The organism is Arthrobacter sp. Soil736 (assembly GCF_001428005.1).
Taxonomy (GTDB): Bacteria; Actinomycetota; Actinomycetes; order Actinomycetales; family Micrococcaceae; genus Arthrobacter.
On sequence record NZ_LMSB01000034.1, the window covers coordinates 156,026 to 173,242 of the forward strand.

At 65.8% G+C, this 17,217-nt stretch carries 16 protein-coding genes; 11 read left to right on the top strand and 5 right to left on the bottom strand.

Annotated features, from left to right (window positions below; genetic code table 11):
• The first annotated feature begins 161 nt into the window (after positions 1-161).
• The 9 genes from ASG92_RS17675 to ASG92_RS17715 all read left to right on the top strand — a co-directional run bounded on the left by ASG92_RS17675 (position 162) and on the right by ASG92_RS17715 (position 8,987).
• Positions 162-1,352 (top strand): helix-turn-helix domain-containing protein, encoded by a 1,191-nt coding sequence (locus tag ASG92_RS17675; RefSeq protein ID WP_056631077.1) that lies wholly within the window; start codon positions 162-164, stop codon positions 1,350-1,352.
• Positions 1,353-1,518: 166 nt separating this feature from the next.
• A complete protein-coding gene (locus tag ASG92_RS17680) occupies positions 1,519-2,874 on the top strand; it encodes an MFS transporter (RefSeq protein WP_082579583.1) in 1,356 nt (451 codons plus the stop codon).
• Positions 2,871-3,314 (top strand): RidA family protein, encoded by a 444-nt coding sequence (locus ASG92_RS17685; protein WP_082579584.1) that lies wholly within the window; start codon positions 2,871-2,873, stop codon positions 3,312-3,314. Before ASG92_RS17680 ends, ASG92_RS17685 begins: the two co-directional genes overlap by 4 nt.
• Positions 3,315-3,328: 14 nt before the next feature.
• Positions 3,329-3,949 carry a dimethylmenaquinone methyltransferase gene (locus tag ASG92_RS17690; RefSeq protein WP_056632154.1) on the top strand — a complete coding sequence of 207 codons (621 nt, stop codon included), beginning with the start codon at positions 3,329-3,331 and terminating at the stop codon, positions 3,947-3,949.
• A gap of 126 nt (positions 3,950-4,075) precedes the next feature.
• Positions 4,076-4,615: an NUDIX hydrolase family protein gene (locus ASG92_RS17695; RefSeq protein WP_056631080.1), complete on the top strand. Its 540-nt coding sequence runs from the start codon at positions 4,076-4,078 to the stop codon at positions 4,613-4,615.
• An 84-nt stretch (positions 4,616-4,699) separates the two neighbouring features.
• Positions 4,700-5,773 (top strand): DUF6707 family protein, encoded by a 1,074-nt coding sequence (locus ASG92_RS17700; protein ID WP_056631082.1) that lies wholly within the window; start codon positions 4,700-4,702, stop codon positions 5,771-5,773.
• 81 nt (positions 5,774-5,854) lie between these two features.
• A complete protein-coding gene (locus ASG92_RS17705) occupies positions 5,855-6,580 on the top strand; it encodes a hypothetical protein (RefSeq protein WP_056631085.1) in 726 nt (241 codons plus the stop codon).
• Positions 6,581-6,613: 33 nt separating this feature from the next.
• The gene (tgt, locus tag ASG92_RS17710) at positions 6,614-7,900 is read left to right on the top strand and encodes a tRNA guanosine(34) transglycosylase Tgt (RefSeq protein WP_056631086.1); all 1,287 of its coding nucleotides are present in this window, start codon (positions 6,614-6,616) and stop codon (positions 7,898-7,900) included.
• A 151-nt stretch (positions 7,901-8,051) separates the two neighbouring features.
• Positions 8,052-8,987 carry a type IV toxin-antitoxin system AbiEi family antitoxin domain-containing protein gene (locus ASG92_RS17715; RefSeq protein ID WP_056631089.1) on the top strand — a complete coding sequence of 312 codons (936 nt, stop codon included), beginning with the start codon at positions 8,052-8,054 and terminating at the stop codon, positions 8,985-8,987.
• Between the two features lie 129 nt (positions 8,988-9,116).
• Here the strand turns inward: ASG92_RS17715 and ASG92_RS17720 are convergent, their stop codons facing one another.
• Positions 9,117-9,827, bottom strand: coding sequence for a queuosine precursor transporter (locus tag ASG92_RS17720; RefSeq protein ID WP_056631093.1), 711 nt, complete (start codon positions 9,825-9,827; stop codon positions 9,117-9,119).
• 244 nt (positions 9,828-10,071) lie between these two features.
• Positions 10,072-11,535, bottom strand: coding sequence for an MFS transporter (locus ASG92_RS17725; RefSeq protein WP_056631096.1), 1,464 nt, complete (start codon positions 11,533-11,535; stop codon positions 10,072-10,074).
• Positions 11,536-11,677: 142 nt separating this feature from the next.
• Here ASG92_RS17725 and ASG92_RS17730 point away from each other — a divergent pair, with 142 nt between their 5' ends.
• On the top strand, positions 11,678-12,535 hold the full coding sequence (locus ASG92_RS17730) for a hydroxymethylpyrimidine/phosphomethylpyrimidine kinase (protein WP_056631099.1): 858 nt from the start codon (positions 11,678-11,680) through the stop codon (positions 12,533-12,535).
• A 76-nt stretch (positions 12,536-12,611) separates the two neighbouring features.
• Here ASG92_RS17730 and ASG92_RS17735 read toward each other — a convergent pair whose 3' ends face one another.
• Complete coding sequence (locus tag ASG92_RS17735; RefSeq protein ID WP_056631102.1) at positions 12,612-13,199, bottom strand: TetR family transcriptional regulator; 588 nt, start codon at positions 13,197-13,199, stop codon at positions 12,612-12,614.
• A 92-nt stretch (positions 13,200-13,291) separates the two neighbouring features.
• Here ASG92_RS17735 and ASG92_RS17740 point away from each other — a divergent pair, with 92 nt between their 5' ends.
• Positions 13,292-13,609, top strand: a complete 318-nt coding sequence (locus tag ASG92_RS17740; protein WP_157372271.1) for a hypothetical protein — start codon at positions 13,292-13,294, stop codon at positions 13,607-13,609.
• 16 nt (positions 13,610-13,625) lie between these two features.
• Here the strand turns inward: ASG92_RS17740 and ASG92_RS17745 are convergent, their stop codons facing one another.
• Both ASG92_RS17745 and ASG92_RS17750 read right to left on the bottom strand, forming a co-directional pair.
• On the bottom strand, positions 13,626-14,918 hold the full coding sequence (locus ASG92_RS17745) for a serpin family protein (RefSeq protein ID WP_056631110.1): 1,293 nt from the start codon (positions 14,916-14,918) through the stop codon (positions 13,626-13,628).
• Between the two features lie 521 nt (positions 14,919-15,439).
• Positions 15,440-17,188, bottom strand: a complete 1,749-nt coding sequence (locus ASG92_RS17750; RefSeq protein ID WP_056631112.1) for a pyruvate dehydrogenase — start codon at positions 17,186-17,188, stop codon at positions 15,440-15,442.
• Positions 17,189-17,217: the final 29 nt, after the last annotated feature.

Genomic DNA, 17,217 nt, shown 5'->3' on the forward strand with positions numbered 1-17,217 from the left:
GATCACTCCAAATAGATTCGGACCGGGTGCTGCGAACACGCGGCGCTTCTCGCCGCTTGCCGCGTGATGTGGCTCACCCGTGGGCCTCACTCCATTCTTCCAGTAGGTTCACCCAAAATAACTAGCAATACACCACGGGATTTTGGTCCTAGAATGTGAAAATGCACAACATTCAGGACAACGCCTCCCGCTGGGGAGAGCTGGTGGAGCGGCTGCACGGGCGCCTCGACGAACTCGTGGACCTCTTCATGGCCCGGGTTCAGGAGATCCCGGAGTATGCCAGCAACAGGGTTGGCCTCCCGGAGCTCCGGGATACTGCCCGCGAGACGTTCCGCCGCCTCGTGGACGGGCTGCGTGACAAGGAGCTGCAGCAGTCGGGCCGCAACGGAGACCGCGATTCGCTGATGCGGTTCTCTTCGGAACTTGGCACCAAGAGGGCGCGGGCCGGGATCTCCCCCGAGGCCCTGATCTCAGCCGTCCGGCTGGATTTCAGCATCCTATGGGATGACCTGCTGCAGATCTCCGATCCCGAAGACGCCATGCTGCTTACATCCAGGGTGGACAGGGTATGGCGCGTTGTGGATGAATTCGCCACCCATACGCATTCGAGCTACTCCGCGGAACGGGTGCGCATGGCACAGGAGGAATCAAATATCCGCCGTGAGTTCATTGCCCGGCTTTTCAGCAAGTCCGAACTCTCCGCAGACACCATCAGCCAGGCGGCCGCGGCCCTCGTTACCGATCCTGACGCACGGTTCTCCATAGTTGCGGCCAGCGGGGAAGCGGCGTCGAAACTTCGCGCCATTGCAGCTCAGGGCCCACAGTCCTCGCAGAGGCTCTTTGTGCACGAATTCGGCGGCAGTGCCTATGTTTTCTGGGCACTCGGCCGTGCTGCCCGCGGAGGGGCCGATCCGGAGGGATCCGCCTATCTCCCGGCCGGCATCGCCGGGATCCCCTGCGGCTACGTGGAAGGTTTTGCCGGCCTGCGCGCCCTCCCGTCGGCGGCGCGGACCGCCGAGCGGCTGGCCCTGCTCCTCCACCCCTCAGACAAGGGCCCCCTGACTGCCGCCGGCGCCTGGGCCAGGCTCGCGAAGCAGCAGCTCCAGGACGCCGGACTCGATCTGTGGGCGGACCTGGACTCGGCACTCTCGCCATGCCGCGGCGGGGAACGCGAACGCCTGGAGGAAACGGTGCGCCATTTCCTGTCCACAGGGAATATCACCACCACGGCGCAGGCCCTTTTCTGCCACCGGAACACCATCCTCAACCGGCTTCACCGTTTCCAGGACCTGACCGGGATCGACCTCGCTGTTCCTTCCCAAGCGGCCAGGCTGGTGGTGGCGTGGGCCTGAGCGGGGTCCGAGTGCGGGCTGCCCGAGCTTGCCTCAGCGTTGTGTGAACACACAATTTTGGCGGATTTTTGGTGGATTTTTTGCCATTGAACTGTGATGGCTGACACAGGATAGTTGGTAACTACCTGCACCGGACAATCGTCCCCGCACCCCATCTGGAGAACTGATGGCCAACATGGTAGATACCACCGCCGCCGCTGCTACGGCACGGCTGGACCTCGCAAAAATGCGCAAAATCGCTCTCGCCAGCGTGATCGGAACCACCGTCGAGTGGTACGACCTCTTCGTTTTCGGAACAGCTTCCGCGCTCGTTTTCAACAAGATCTTCTTCCCCAGTTTCGACCCCATCGTGGGCACCATGCTTGCCTTTGGCACCTTCGCTTCGGCCTATATCGCCCGCATGGTGGGGGCCATCATCTTTGGCCACTTCGGGGACAGGCTGGGACGCAAGTCCATGCTGCTGATCTCCCTGCTGACCATGGGCGCCGCCACGTTCGCCATCGGCCTGCTGCCGGACTACAACAGCATCGGCATCATGGCACCCCTGCTGCTGCTCTTCCTCCGCGTCATCCAGGGCCTGGCCCTCGGCGGCGAATGGGGCGGGGCCGTGCTGATGACGGTGGAACACGCGCCCTCTACCCAGCGCGGCTTCTACGGTTCGCTGGTCCAGGTGGGCGTACCCGCCGGAACCCTCATCGCCAACGTGGCCTTCCTGATCGTCGCCTCGAGCGTCAGCACCGAAGCCCTCCTCTCTTGGGGCTGGCGTATCCCGTTCATGGCCTCCGCGCTGCTTGTGGCGGTGGGCATCTACATCCGGCTCCACATCGAGGAGACCCCGTCCTTCCAGGCTGTGAAGGACGCCGGCGCCAAGGCCAAGCTGCCCTTCGCGGCCCTGATGGCCAAGTACTGGAAGCAGGTCATCCTGGGCGGCGTTGCCACGCTCTCCACCGGCAGCACGTTCACCCTGCTCGTTGCTTCCGGCGTCTCCTACGGCAAGAAGGAATTGGGCCACTCGGAGGCCCTCATGCTGTGGGTGGTGCTGGCCGCCTGCGCCCTGTGCTTCGTCCTGATCCCCTTCTTCGGCAGGCTCTCCGACAAGTACGGCCGCAAGCCGATCATCTACGCCGGCGTGGCCGCCGAGGCAGCCCTGGCGTTCCCCGTGTTCTGGCTGATGGACACCAAATCGGTGCCCCTGCTGTTCGTGGCCTACCTGGCCATGATGACCGCTTTTGCAGCCAACTACGGGCCCATCGCCACGTTCCTTGCCGAGCTGTTCGGCTCCAAGGTCCGCTACTCGGGGCTGTCGGTCGCCTACATGCTTTCGGGCCTTCTCGGCAGCGCCGCGACCCCCTTCATCACCACCTGGCTGCTCGGCGTGACGCACCAGAGCTCCTCGATCGCCTGGTACATCATGGCCGCCGCCCTGGTCTCGCTGGGGGCATTGTTTGTCCTGACGGAAACCAGGCACGGCAACATCGACGCCGTTGACGAGGCGCCTGCAGAGGCCGTGGCCGCCAAATGACGGCAACAGCTGAAGCAGCCGGAATCGTACGGATAGCCGAGGTAGCCGGACAGGCAGCCGCCGTCGGGCCGTTCTCCCCCGCGGTGGTGGCCAACGGATTCGTCTTCACCTCGGGTCAGATCCCGGCGATTACCGGGCTGGACCACCAGCCCGGGACCTTCGAGGGCCAGGTCCGCCAGACGATCCTGAACCTCAAGGCGGTCCTGGAGGCCGCAGGCTCGGGGCTGGAGCATGTCGTCAAGGTCAACACGTACCTCACGCACCCAGACCACCTGGAGGAATACAACCGCGTCTATTCCGAATATTTCGGCACGGCAAAACCCGCGCGGACTTCGGTGTGCGTCAGCCTCTGGGGAGTTTCGCTGGAGATCGAGTGCGTCGCCGTGGCCGCGGGCCCGGTTGCCGTCCTTCCCGGAACCGGCACCGGGGCTCCTGAATGACCGGGACCGCAGCCATGAGCAGGACAGCCGGCCTGGAACTACTGGACGGCCTGCGCGCAGTCAGCTACCCCACCCTCGGGCATTTCCTGGATGAGGGCTTCCTCGATCCCCGAATCCAGTCAGTGCTTGAGGGCGTCAGGATCGCCGGCCCTGCCGTCACGGTGCGGATCGCGGACAATGACGCCATCGCCATGAACCATGCACTCCTGGCCTTGTATCCCGGTGCCGTGCTGGTGGTGGACATGTCCGGCGACCACCGGCATGCCCCGGTCGGCGCCGTCACGGCCGCGGCGGCCCAAGCGCAGGGCGCCGCGGGCGTCGTCGTGGACGGCATGGCAACCGACGTGCAGGAGCTCCGGGAGACCGGATTGCCTGTCTTCGCCCGGGGCACCACCTGCCTGACCACCAAGCGCGTGTTCGGCGACGGGTCGGCCGTCAACGTCCCGGTGACCTGCGGAGGAGTCCGCGTCAGCCCGGGCGACTGGGTGCTCGGCGACGCAAACGGAGTGGTCGTCCTGTCCCCCGAAGCAGCGGCGGAGGTGCTGGAGAAGGCGCTCGCGTCCGATGCCGCTGAGCCCGCCCTGCTGGCGCGGATAGTGTCCGGCGAGCCGCTGGAGTCGGTGCTGGCCCTCTAGCCGCGCCCCGGCCGGCCCCGGCCGGCCCCTGTTCGATGCGTGGGATCCCGGCACTATGCGATCCGCTATGAGCTGAGATCTCACGCATCGGCGGCCGGACGGGTGCGGATGGGGTAGAACTTAACCATGAACGTGCGCACCCCCGACCCCAATCCCGGCTGGCTGTCCGACGAAGACCTGTTCGAGGCCCGCGGAAGGCTTCCCATGGTCTATGTGGAGGCCGTGCCGGTCCGGCTCGATCCCCTCGGGTTTGTGAATGAGGTGGGCACCCTCCTCCAGGCGGACGAGGACGGCACCATGGTCCGGTCCCTGGTCTCCGGGCGCGTGCTCTACCGCGAAACCATCCGCGCCGCCCTGCTGCGCCACATGGAGAAAGACCTCGGCCCGCTGGCCTTCCCGCAGCTGCCCGTCAGCCCCGTGCCGTTCACCGTGGCCGAATACTTTCCGGCGCCGTCGCACACCGGCTTCACCGACGACCGCCAGCACGCCGTTTCGCTGGCCTACATCATCCCCGTGACCGGCGAATGCGAGCCGCGCCAGGACGCCCTGGAACTGACGTGGATGACCCCGCAGGAAGTGCTCAGCGAAGGTGTCCAGATGGAATTCAGCGGCGGCCGCGGGGCCCTGGTTCGGCAGGCCCTGGCCTACGCCGGCGTCGGCAGCTGACGCCCGGGCGTCCGCGCCTCCCCGACTTCGCACTCGCTCCTTTGTAGACTGTTGGGCGGACCGCAAGAGAACTTAAGGACTCCCATGACCCACCCACCAGCTGCCCAGAACTTCCGCGAACAGCAGGCTGGATCTCTGCAGACGGGCGACCACCTTCTCCTGCCGGACGGCGAGCGGTCGGCGGAAATTCACTCCGTGGAAGTCGAAAATGACGACTTCGGCACTCCCGCGATCGTCCTTGCAACCCTCACCGGAGGCGGCATGCTGCGCATCGCGGCCGGGTCCTCGGTCCGGATCGCCGGGCGGCAGCCTGCCTTTGATCAGCCCGGCCCGGGCGGCTCCGCGCCCGCCGTCGCCGGTGAGAAGGGTGCCCCGGGGAACGTTGCCGGGGAGAACAGCTCCCCCAACGAGTCCGACGCCGGCACTCCGCTTCAGGTGGTTGAGAAGCCCGGCGGCGGGGCGGCTGTGCCCGCGGCGCCTGCCGCCGTCATCGTACCTCCCCTGCCTGCCACAACGCCCGCGGTGATCGGGCCCAGCGCCGAAGACCTGGCCCTGATCCCGGAGCCCGCCGGGACCCCCGAGTCCGTGGTGGAGGCCGTCGCCGAAGCGCATCCGGATTCCGTGGGCGTGCTGCTTCTGGCCGACAAGCTGGTGAAGGGCATCAACACGAAGTCCGGCAGCTGCCTCAAGGATCTCAGCGACCTGGCGCACGAACTGTTCATCATGCTCAAGGATCCCGATGCCGCGCTGTCCGTGGCCGACCTCCTCAACGTGCTGCCTTTCGATGGCAACCCCGGCCGCTGGGCATCGGTGGAGGCGTCGCTCGCGCTGTCCACCTACATCTGCCGCCAGACGGGGAAGAAGGACCGGGCGGCCGTCTACGAGAAGCTGCTCCGGGCCCCGGAAAACCAGGAAACGGATCCCTTCAAGGCCCGGATGCAGGCCAGGGTGCGCCAGCGGTCACTGAATGAGCCCAACCTGTACGACAAGGAAATTTTCCGGTCCATGGACAATGGAAACCATGAGGCCGAGCGCGAATGGCGTCAGCTGCGCCTCGAGTCGCTGCTGTTCCTGCGGGCCCACGGCGGGTCGCAGACCATCAGTGACGGGGAGCTGGAACGGCGGATCGCCAATGAACTGGAATCCGTCCGGGGATAGGCCCGTGCCTGTCCGGCGCGGGCTCCTGATGATTCCGTTTTTCCTCTAGCCCGGGCTGTGCCGAAGTTGTAGATTCAGGCCATGACGAACAATCTGAGCGTTGTGATCAACTCTGACGCGCCGCAGGTTTGGACAATGCTGCGTGAACCTTCCAAGGTCGCCCAGTGGCATGGCTGGGAGGCAGATGACCTCACGGCGGAAATCAACGAGATCTACTTCAACAGCACCGTGATCGAGGGCGCCGACCACACCACGCTGACCGTCGACGGCGGTGACATCTTCACGCTGAAACCGGTGCCCACCGGCACGGAGGTCAGCGTCACCCGCGCCGCGATGGACCACAACTCCGAATGGGCCGCCTGGGACGAGGACATCACCCAGGGCTGGCTCACGTTCCTCCACCAATTGCGGTTCGCGCTGGAGCGGCACCCGCACGGCAAGCGCCGGACCTGCTTCTTTTCGGTGCCCGGAACCGGAGGCTCGGCGATCGAGAAACTGGGCCTGAAAGACGTCCCCGCCCCGGGCGAGGACTATTCGCTCACTCTGGGCACCGGCGAGGAAATCTCCGGCAAGGTCTGGTACAGATCGAACCACCAGGTGGGGCTCACGGTGCACAGCTACGCTGAACACGGCGAGGGCCTGCTGATCGTGGCGGACCAGCCTGTCATCCCGGATGTCAGGCCCGACGGCGGTTCGATGGTGATCCTGTCGACCTACGATCTGGGGGCACACAGCCTGGAAACCATCCGCACGCTGTGGGACGACTGGCGCTCTGAGAACTACCCCACATCGGAACCCATCCACTGAGGATTCGCGCGGGTAAGCTGGCACACTTGAACCGTGCCAGCCAATCCTGAACCAGAGCCGCCAGGCCGCCAGTCGGAATACTCTTTCCGCGTGGGCAAGCGGCTCACCGAATCCTGCCGCCCGTCCGCCGAACAGGTGTCCGCCAACGGTGGCGAGTTCCGCGGCAGGACCGGCACCATCACCACGCCCCACGGCGAGATCCAGACGCCGGCCTTCATCGCCGTCGGAACCAAGGCGACCGTGAAGTCCGTGCTTCCCGAATCCATGGCGGAGCTCGGGGCGCAGGCGCTGCTGGCCAACGCCTACCATCTGTACCTCCAGCCGGGTCCGGAGGTTCTGGACGAGGCCGGCGGGCTGGGCGCCTTCATGAACTGGCCGGGCCCCACGTTCACCGATTCCGGCGGATTCCAGGTGATGAGCCTGGGCTCGGGCTTCAAGAAGGTCATCGACATGAAGTCCGTGGACCAGTCCGGGCCGGATGATGCCGTGGCCGCGGGCAAGGAGCGCCTGGCCCACGTGGACAATGACGGCGTGTGGTTCAAGAGCCACCTCAACGGGGACCGGCACCGCTTCTCCCCCGAGATCTCCATGCAGGTCCAGCACCAGATCGGCGCGGACATCATGTTCGCCTTCGACGAGCTCACCACGCTGCAGAACTCGCGCGGCTACCAGGAGGAGTCGCTGGAGCGCACCCGGCTGTGGGCCCTCCGCTGCCTCGACGAGCACTTCCGGCTCACCTCGGAGCGCGTGGGCAAGCCGTACCAGGCCCTGTTCGGCGTGATCCAGGGTGCGCAGTACGAGGACCTGCGGCGGAAGGCCTGCCGGGACCTCGGCGCCATGGCCTTTGACGGGTACGGGATCGGCGGGGCCCTGGAGAAGGAAAACCTCGGCACGATCGTGCGCTGGTGCAACGAGGAACTGCCGGAGAACAAGCCCCGGCATCTGCTGGGCATTTCCGAACCGGACGACATCTTCACCGCGGTCGAAAACGGCGCGGACACCTTCGACTGCGTTTCGCCCACCCGGGTGGCCCGGAATTCGGCGTTCTACACGCCCACCGGCCGGTACAACCTGTCCGGCGCGAAGTACAAGCGCGACTTCGGCCCGCTGCAGGAAGGCTGTGACTGCTACGCCTGCCTGAACTACTCCCGCGCCTACATCCACCACCTGTTCAAGGCCAAGGAGATGCTCTCCGCCACGCTGATCTCCATCCACAACGAGCGGTTCGTGGTCAAGATGGTGGACGACGCCCGGCTGGCCATCGAATCCGGGGACTTCTTTGAGTTCAAGGCGGATACCCTGGCCCGGTACTACGGGTAGGCCCGCCCCGCCGTCGGCCGGCGCCATTTCGACGGTTCCCTGCGCACTAGACGTATGGCCGCGCCGAGCCGGCAGGGAACCGTCGAACCGGGTTTCCACATAGCCAATCTGGGGTCTGGAACCCCTGCGTTGCGAAGCCGACGCTGGAACCATGACTCAGCCGAAACCTCAGCTTCCCGCCGGCACGATGTGGCGCACGCAGGAACTGCTCAGCGCGGGTGTTCAGGCCCGTGCCATCACCCGTTTGGTGCAGAGCGGTGACCTGGTGCGTCCCCGGCGCGGCTGCTACGTCCGCGGCAGCTGGTGGAACGGACTCAAGGCGGGCACGCGCAGCCGCTACCTGATCCACGCCCACGCACACGGCACGCTTACGACGTCGGCCGGCAGCTTTGTCTACAGTCACACCTCGAGTGCCCGCTTGCGCCGGCTTCGCCTGTGGAACGTTGATGGCCGGATCCACCTGACCCAGGCGACTTGCCCGTCCGGAATTTCCCATGGCACCGGCGTCGCTGCCCATACCCGTGCGCTGGGGCGAGGCGAGGTCAGCTTCGTGGATGGTCTCCCCTGCACGTCCCTCGAGCGGACGGTGGTGGACTGCTGCCTGATGTTCAACGTGCGGCAGTCCCTGATCCTGGTCGATCATGCCTGCCGCCTTGGCGCGGACCTGGAGGTTCTGCGGGCCTGCTGCGCCGAACTGGCCGGGCGCAACGGAGTCGTGGCGCTGCGCAGAGCCGTCGAACTGGCGGATCCGCGCTCCGAGTCGCCCGGGGAATCCCTGACCAGGGAACTGCTGCACAGGCTCAAAATCGAGCCGCCCGAGCCCCAGTACGTGGTGCACACTCCTCTCGGCGAGCACCGCCTGGACTTCGCCTGGCCCAAGAAGAAGGTGGCACTCGAATTCGACGGAAGGGCCAAGTATTTCGACTATCAGCCCGCCGGCGAAGTTCTGTTTGCCGAACGCCGGCGCGAAAAGGCACTCATGGAACAAGGCTGGGTCTTCGTGCGGATCGAGTGGAAGGACCTGTTCAACGAGGCGGAATTCAAGTACCGGGTGCTGCGGGCGCTCGGCCGGGGTCCGGGCAGCTGACTCCCACCGCCGTTTCGACGGTTCCCTGCCAGCTCGACGTCACGCAGCGTCGAGTGGCCATGGAACCATCGAAGTGGCGGATGGTGCGCCGCCGGCGGGCGCCGTGAACGTACGACGCCGCGTGGCCGGCTACGCTGCCTGGGTCACTGCCCCGTAGCTCGGCTCGCGCCTCTTGACCCAGCCGATCACCAGCGCCGTCACGGGCACGAAGAGGAACTCCACGAGGGTTTTGTAAAGGAAGCCCGCTACGACGTAGTTCACGAACATGCCGAAGTCAGCGATGCCGATGACGGACGCGGCAATGCTGCAGAAGATCAGCGTGTCCACGAACTCTCCGGCCACCGAGGAACTCATGATGCGAGCCCAGAGGGACTTCTCGCCGGTACGCGCCTTCATCCTGACCAGGATCCAGGAATTGATGGTCTGGCCGGCAAGGAACGCCAGCAGGGAGGCAAGCACGATCTGCGGCACCGGGCCGAGCGCACCCTCCAGGGCTGCCTGCTTGGACGCACCGAACTCATCGTCGAACCCCGGCAGCGCGATGATGATCCAGTAGCAGACGGAGGACAACACCGAGAGCGCGAACGTGCTGATGATGGCCTTGCGCGCCACTTTGAAGCCGTACACCTCGCTGATGACGTCACCCAGGATGTAGGCCAGCGGGAACAGGAAGAAGCCGCCGTCGGTGACGATCGGGCCCAGCGCCACGCCCTTGGAGGCGCCGATGTTGGAGAGGATCAGCACCACGGCCATGACGGCGAGCACGATGCCGAAATACGGCGAGCCGATCGAGGCAAACCTGGGCGGAGCTGCGGCAGGGAAAGTCTTGGCGGAAGTCATGGCTGTTCCATTCGTAGTGGTTCGCTCGATTGCCCGGGTCCGTCAAGAAGAACGCGCGGTCAGCCGGCTGTATTAGCACTGGACGGTCCGCTGCCGACAGGCCGCCGGAACCGCCCTCCATTCTCTCACCCGCGACGCCATAGCCGGCCGCCCGCCGTCGTACCCGCCCAATTCGATGGTTCCGTGCACACTCGACGCTACGTGGCGTCGTGTGGGCACGGAACCGTCGAAACGGCGCCCTGACCTAGCGGCGCGAGGCGTCGATGAGGTCCTCGTCGTCGTCCCTGCGGCCAGCGTCGGTGCGGCCAGCGTCGCTTCGGCCAGCGTCGGTGCGGCCAGCGTCGGCGCCGCCGTCCGCCGCAGCAGCAGCGGGCGACCAGGCGTCGCCCTGCTCGCGGTCCAGGTGCGTGGCCTTCTTGTTCTTCAGCGCGAAGACGTAGACCAACAGGGAGATCGCGATGGCCACGGTGACGTAGGTGAAGAACAGGTCCACGCGCTCGGCCTTCTGGAACGCGGCACCCAGCAGCGGGACCGTGCCGCCGAAAAGGGAGTTGGCGACGGCATAGCCGAGTCCGACGCCGAGCGCGCGGATGGAGGCCGGGAACAGCTCGGCCTTCACCAGGGCGTTGATGGAGGTGTAGCCGCCCACGATCAGCAGGCCGCCCATCATGAGCAGGAACGCGGTGAGCGGATCTTTGGTCCCGGCGAGTGCGGACAGCAGCGGCCAGGTGAAGAGCACACCGGTGATGCCGAACCACAGGAGGAGCGGCTTGCGGCCCACCTTGTCGGAGATGATCCCGTAGACCGGCTGGAGCAGCATGAAGATGAAGAGGGCCCAGAAGTTGATCACCGACGTGTCGGTCTTGGCGATCCCTGACGTATCGTTCATGAACTTCAGGATGAAGTTGGTGTACGTGTAGAACGCCACGGTGCCGCCGAGGGTGACGCCGATGCAGATCAGCAGCGGCTTCCAGTACTGGGTGAACAGGAGCTTCATGGTGCCCGGCTGCGCCTCGCCGGCCGCGGCAGGGGCCTTGGCGGCCTCGACCTGCTCCGCAGACACGGTTTCTTCCATCGAGCGCCTGAGCCACAGGACCACGAGTGCTGCCACACCGCCGATCGCGAATGGAATGCGCCAGCCCCACTCGGTCAGATCACCCTTGGGCATGGCGTTCTGCAGTACCACGAGGACAAGCAGGGCCAGCATCTGGCCGCCAATCAGTGTGACGTACTGGAAGCTGGAGAAGAACCCGCGGCGCTTGGAGGTGGCGGCCTCGGACATGTACGTGGCGCTGGTGCCGTATTCGCCGCCGACCGAGAAGCCCTGGATCAGGCGCACGAGGATGAGCAGGAGCAGCGCCCAGACGCCGATCTGCTGGGTGGTCGGCAGGATGGCGATGGCGAAGGATCCGGCGGACATGAGCGTCACGCTCAGCGTCAGCGCAGCCTTCCGTCCCTTGCGGTCGGCATAGCGGCCGAAGAACCAGGCGCCGATCGGGCGCATCAGGAACGACGTCGAGAAGACGGCCATCGCCTCGAGTCCGGCCTGCAGCTCGTCCTTGGAATTGAAGAAGTGCGACTGGAAATAGGCCGCGAAGACTGTGTAGACGTAGAGGTCGTACCACTCCACGAGGTTACCGGCGGAGCCTTTGAGAATGTTGCTCACCGCTCGCCGGGTCTGGGCTGCTTCGGACAGTTGAGTGCTCATCAGTGAACCTTCCTGGATTCAGCGCCGCAAGCAAGCAACGCCGTCCGCCACCCTAGTGCCCGTGATCGGGACCACGCGCTTTTTGGTCATACTGTTCATGAGCACAATGCAGGACCTTCGCGCCCGGTGGCAGGATGGGTCCATGACCACTGCTGAAGCTACTGCGACCCCTGACCGGACCACTCCCGCCGTCGTCCTGACGATTGCCGGCTCCGAGGCGACCGGCGGCGCCGGCGCGCAGGCGGACCTCAAGACGTTCCAGGAGCTGGGCGTCTTCGGCATCGCCAACCTGACCTGCATCGTGTCGTTCGATCCCTCGGACAGCTGGAACCACCGCTTCGTGCCGGTGGACCAGGAGGTCATCGCGCATCAGTTGGAGGCGACGACGGCGGCCTACGGTGCCGCTTCGGGCGCACCTTCCGTGCTGGACACCGTGAAGATCGGCATGCTGGGCAGTCCTGCCACGATCGAAACCGTCGCCTCGGCGCTGGCTGGCGGCGGGTTCACCAACGTAGTGCTGGATCCGGTGCTGATCTGCAAGGGCCAGGAGCCGGGGCACGCCTTGGACACCGATCAGGCCCTAAAGGCGCAGATCCTGCCGCTGGCCACGTTTGTCACGCCGAACCACTTCGAAGCCGAGTCCCTGTCCGGGCTGGAGATCACGGATGTCGAATCGCTCAAGGCCGCGGCCGTGCGCATCCATGAACTCAGCGGCGCCGCCGTGCTGGCCAAGGGCGGCGTGCGGCTGACCGGCCCCGACGCCGTCGACGTCTTTTACGACGGCAAGACCCTCGAAGTCCTCTCTGCGCCGAAGGTGGGCGAGGTGGCCGTCTCAGGCGCCGGCTGTTCGCTGGCCGCCGCAGTGACGGCAGAGCTCGCCAAGGGCGCCACTCCCCTGGAGGCGGCCCGGACGGCTAAGTCGTTTGTCACCGCCGGCATCAGCAACCGCGTGGCGTCAGGCGCTCCGTTCGATGCGCTGTGGCAGGGCGGGGCGCGGTAGGCCTCGCCTTGGGGCAACTCGCGTCTGGCGGTGGCGGGCAAACGCCTGCGGCACTCTGCGCTGGGCGCCGCCCGGCTTATGCCTGCGCCTGCAGGTCCTCCGCCAGCATGGTCACCGTCCGGACGATAAACGCGCGACGCCGGCCTGCACGGTCCGGTGAGGCGCCGGCCAGCAGGGCGTCCAGTTGGGCCAGGACCGTCCAGCCGTCGCACAGGGTTACGGCCGTGAGCAGCAGGTCAGCGGCGTCGGTGCGGTCGATGCCCGGGAGGACTTCCATCACCTGCTCCACCTTGACCGCGCAGTGCCTGGAACGGGCCTCCCTGTCCACCATCTGATCGCCACGTTCCAAACCCTCCCAAAAGAGCAGCCGGGCCAGGACGGGGTCCTTCCGGTGATGGTCAAAAAGCCGGCCCGCGTAGTCGCCCATGGCGACCGGTCCTTCGCCCTCGATGGGGACGTCCACGATCACGCGTCTCAACTCGACCGCCAGCACCGCGTCGAAGAGGCCGTCCTTCTTGCCGAAGTACTGATAGATGCGTTCCTTGTTCACCCCGGCTGCGGCGGCGATCCTGTCCACGCGAGCACCGGAAAAGCCCTTGTCGCTGAACTCACGCGTGGCAGCAGCAAGGAGGAGGTTCTTGGTGCGTTCGATATCCCAGGCCATGGTCGCATCCTACCGTTTCCAACCAGATAGTTGCTTTTTGGGCGTAATGCAGGATACTTTCGAACCAGCAAAAGCAACCAAACAGTTGGAGAATCCCCATGAACACCGGTGCGCTCAAGACGTCCGTTCCCGCTGCGGAACGGGAAGCAGACTCCCCAGGGGCTCCGGCCGGCCGGCTCGGGACTCCGCCCTCGGTTCACGTCCGCGTGGTGGTGACCTGGCTGGCCATCTTCCCGCTGGTGGCACTGGGCATGACGGCAATAGCACCGATTTCGGAGGGCTGGCATCCGGTGCTCCGGTCGCTGGTCCTCACGCTCGTGGTCGTGCCGCTGGCCGTCTACGTCGTTGTCCCGCGGCTGTTGGCCGGCTACGGCGCGCTCAGACGCCGCACCACAATGTCCAGCCGCTAGTCTCCGCTGGCCGGAGTCAGCGCGGGTCCGCAACGGTGCCCATGAACAGCGGCAGGCCGGTCTCGACATGGATGATCTGGTAGTGGAACGGCCTGTCGAACTCGATGGTCCGGTCCGGCTGCGGCGGTGCGCTGGTGACCATGCCGTTGATCTGGGTTACCGCGGCTGCCACTGTGCCCTTCTCCGCGACGGTGATGTTGGCGGCCTGCGCGGCCTGGGTGATCGTCATTCCCTCCTGGATGGAGTCGAAGTCGGTGGTGGTGCTGAGGGTCTCCTGCAGTCCCATTGCACCCAGGACTTTACGGAGGTCGAAGCTGCACTTGTGGTCCCACCGCGGCAGCTGGATCTGGACCGTTTCCTGCCGAGCGGAATCCATGGTTCGGGCGATCTCAGCCAAAGTTTCCGCGCTCAGCGCCGTGCCTGTGCCCTCGCCGGCGCCCTTGCTGGCCGCGGAGTCCGGCAGGACCAGCCGCATCACGAAGCCGTCGGCATAGGGAAGGTCCACGCCCCGCCAGCCCTGGCCTTCCGCGTACTTCATGGGCAGCAGGTTGTGCATGGCAGGAGCAGTGATCTCCTTGCCCTCGGCCGTGGTGAACGGGAGGTCAGACGTGTTGTTGGGATCGAACGGAACATTCCATGCGGCGGCGAAGTACAGCGCGTTGAGGAGGCTGAAGGTGTTTCTGCGGTCGTATTCCGCGGGAGCTTTTTTGATCCGGCCGCCGGTGTTCTTATCCACCCACGCGTCGATGGCAGGCTTGGTGGCCGCCTCGTCACTGAAGTCCACGGGATACACACCGGTGCCGTAGTGCCGTGCCAGCGTGTCAAGGTAGGCCGCACCGGTAGTGACACCCTTGTCCACAAACAGGCCGTTCGCCGGGTGCATTACCGGTTTCCGCGGCGGGCTCCCTTCATCCACAGAGCCGGGGTCGCCGTCGAACTTTTCCAGGGAAGCCAGCAGCGCGTTCATGGCTTCATCGCGGTGTTTGGCGGGAAGCTTCAGGACGTCATCCATCTCGCCAGCTGCCTCACCCGACGCACCGGCACGCAGCATGGCAAGGGCAATCAGCAGGCTGCCCGGCGACGCAACCACGTTGCCGCTGGCGCCGTCGCCGCCGTCGGCCAGCAGCGCCTCCCCGAGCGTCAGGGCCGAGTCGCGGAGGGACCGCAACTCAGCGTCGTAGCCGGCGAGTTGCACCGAAACCCGTTCGACGCCGTCGGCCTTCAGGAGCCCGGGCTGCGGCGCCGAGCACGCGGTCAACGCCACCACGGCCGTTGCCGCCACCAATTTAGCCACTCGAATCCTCTTCATTGCCGCCCCTCAGACAAACCGCGGAAGACCGCCTATCCACAGTCAACCAGCAGGGTCTGACAGTATCGATGCCTGTCCGGTCACGGTTTGTTGTCGTTTCGGTCTCACGCTCCGACCCTCTCTCACCATTCGCAACGTTTTCGCTAACGCTCGCTCACTTCCTGCACGTTCCGGATCAACGCTCTCTCTGGTGTTGAGCACCGGCGTATCCTCGAGACACCCCGGAAACGGAGCAAATCTGCTTCCAGCGGGACCCGGTTTCGGAAGGAGCGATGGATGGCACAGTTCCACGTCTCCGTCTACCCGGTTCCCCACGGAGATGAGGCGTTCGAGCAGGAGATCGCACCGTACCTGGCTGCCAAGGCACGCTGAAGTTTCCGTTGGGGAAGCCTGTTCCCGACGAACTAATCGGCAAGGTGGCGGCACTGCTGGCGGCCGAGCGCCGCCGGCAGTAGCGGCCGGCAGTCGCTGCCGTCGAAAGCGTACGACGGCGGGCGTACCGCCGTCGTCGTCCCGGGCATCTACCGCCGCGGGATATTTCGCAGGTTGCTCCGGGCCATACTGACGGCCTCGCCGGCGCCACGGTTCAGGACCACCTTGGACATCGCCGTGGCGAAGCCCAGGACCTGTGCCCCCTTGATCTTCGGCGGAATCGAGAGCGCCTTGGGGTCCGTGATGAGTTCCACCAGCGACGGTCCCGGATGGGCGAACGCCTCGCGGTAGGCCTGCTCGATCCGGGCCGGATCCGTGACGCGGACCGAATGGAAGCCGAGAGCCTGGGCAACGGCCGCGTAGTTGGCGTCCGGCACATCAACGCCGAAGTCAGGCAGTCCGTCCACCAGCATCTCAAGCTTGACCATGCCCAGGGTGGAGTTGTTGAACACCACCACGTTTACCGGCAGCCGGTAGGCGGCGACCGTGATGAGCTCGCCGAGCAGCATGGACAGTCCGCCGTCCCCCGAGACCGACACCACCTGGCGCCCGGGATAGGCCAGCTGCGCGCCGATCGCGTGCGGCAGGGCATTGGCCATGGAACCGTGCAGGAAGGATCCGATCAGCCGGCGGGTGCCCAGCGGGTTGATGTACCGCGCAGTCCAGACGTTGCACATCCCGGTGTCGGCGGTGAAGATGGCATCCTCCGCAGCCACCTGGTCCAGCAGGGAGGCGGCGTACTCCGGGTGGATCGGCTGCAACTTTTCCACTTTGCGGGTGTAGGCGCCCACGGCCTTGTTCATGAGCCGGTCATGCTTCTTGAGCATCTGGTCGAGGAAGCGGCGGCTCTTTTTCGGCTTGAGCAGGGGCATCAGGGCCGAGAGAGTGGGCAGCACGTCTCCATGGACGGCGATGTCGACGTCGGTCCGTCTCCCCAGCTTGTGGGCGGCGCGGTCCACCTGGGCCGTGGGGGTGCCGGGAAGGAACTGGTCATACGGAAAATCGGTGCCGAGCAGGATGAGCAGGTCCGCGTCCTCGATCCCCTCAGCGGCGGCACCGTAGCCCAACAGGCCCGTCATGCCGATGTCGTACGGGTTGTCGTACTGCATGAAGTCTTTGCCGCGCAGCGAGTGGCCGATCGGTGCGCGGATCAGTTCGGCCAGGGCGACCACTTCGTCATGGGCGCCCTGCACGCCGGCTCCCGCGAAGATGGCCACTTTCTCGGCCGCGTTGATGGCATCAGCCAACTTCTGGACGCTCTCCGACGCCGGCACAAGGGTTGCGGGCACGAACGCCGCAGGAAGAGGCGTCTCCGCTGTTGCGTCCAGCCCCGCGATATCGCCCGGAAGAGTGACGACGGCGACTCCTCCGAGTCCGACGGCGTGCTGGATCGCGCTGTGCATCACACGGGGTGCCTGTTCCGGGGTGCTGACCAGCTCCGAGTACACCGAGCATTCGTTAAAGAGCCGGTCCGGGTGGGTTTCCTGGAAGAAGCCGCTGCCGATCTGTTTGCTGGGAATGTGCGATGCAATGGCCAGCACGGGCGCCCCGGATCGGTTGGCGTCGTAGAGGCCGTTGATCAAGTGCAAGTTCCCCGGGCCGCACGAGCCGGCGCACACGGCGAGCCGGCCGGTCAGCTGGGCTTCAGCCGCGGCGGCAAAGGCTGCAGCCTCTTCATGCCGGACGTGAATCCAGTCGATTCCGCCCTGCTGGGAGCCGCCCGTCTTGCGGACGGCATCGACAATCGGGTTGAGGCTGTCCCCCACAATCCCGTAAATTCGCTGCACTCCGGCAGCCTGCAGTTGTTCGATGAGCTGGGTTGCAAGTTCCTTGGCCATGAGTGCACGCTCCCGCGATCGGATTGATG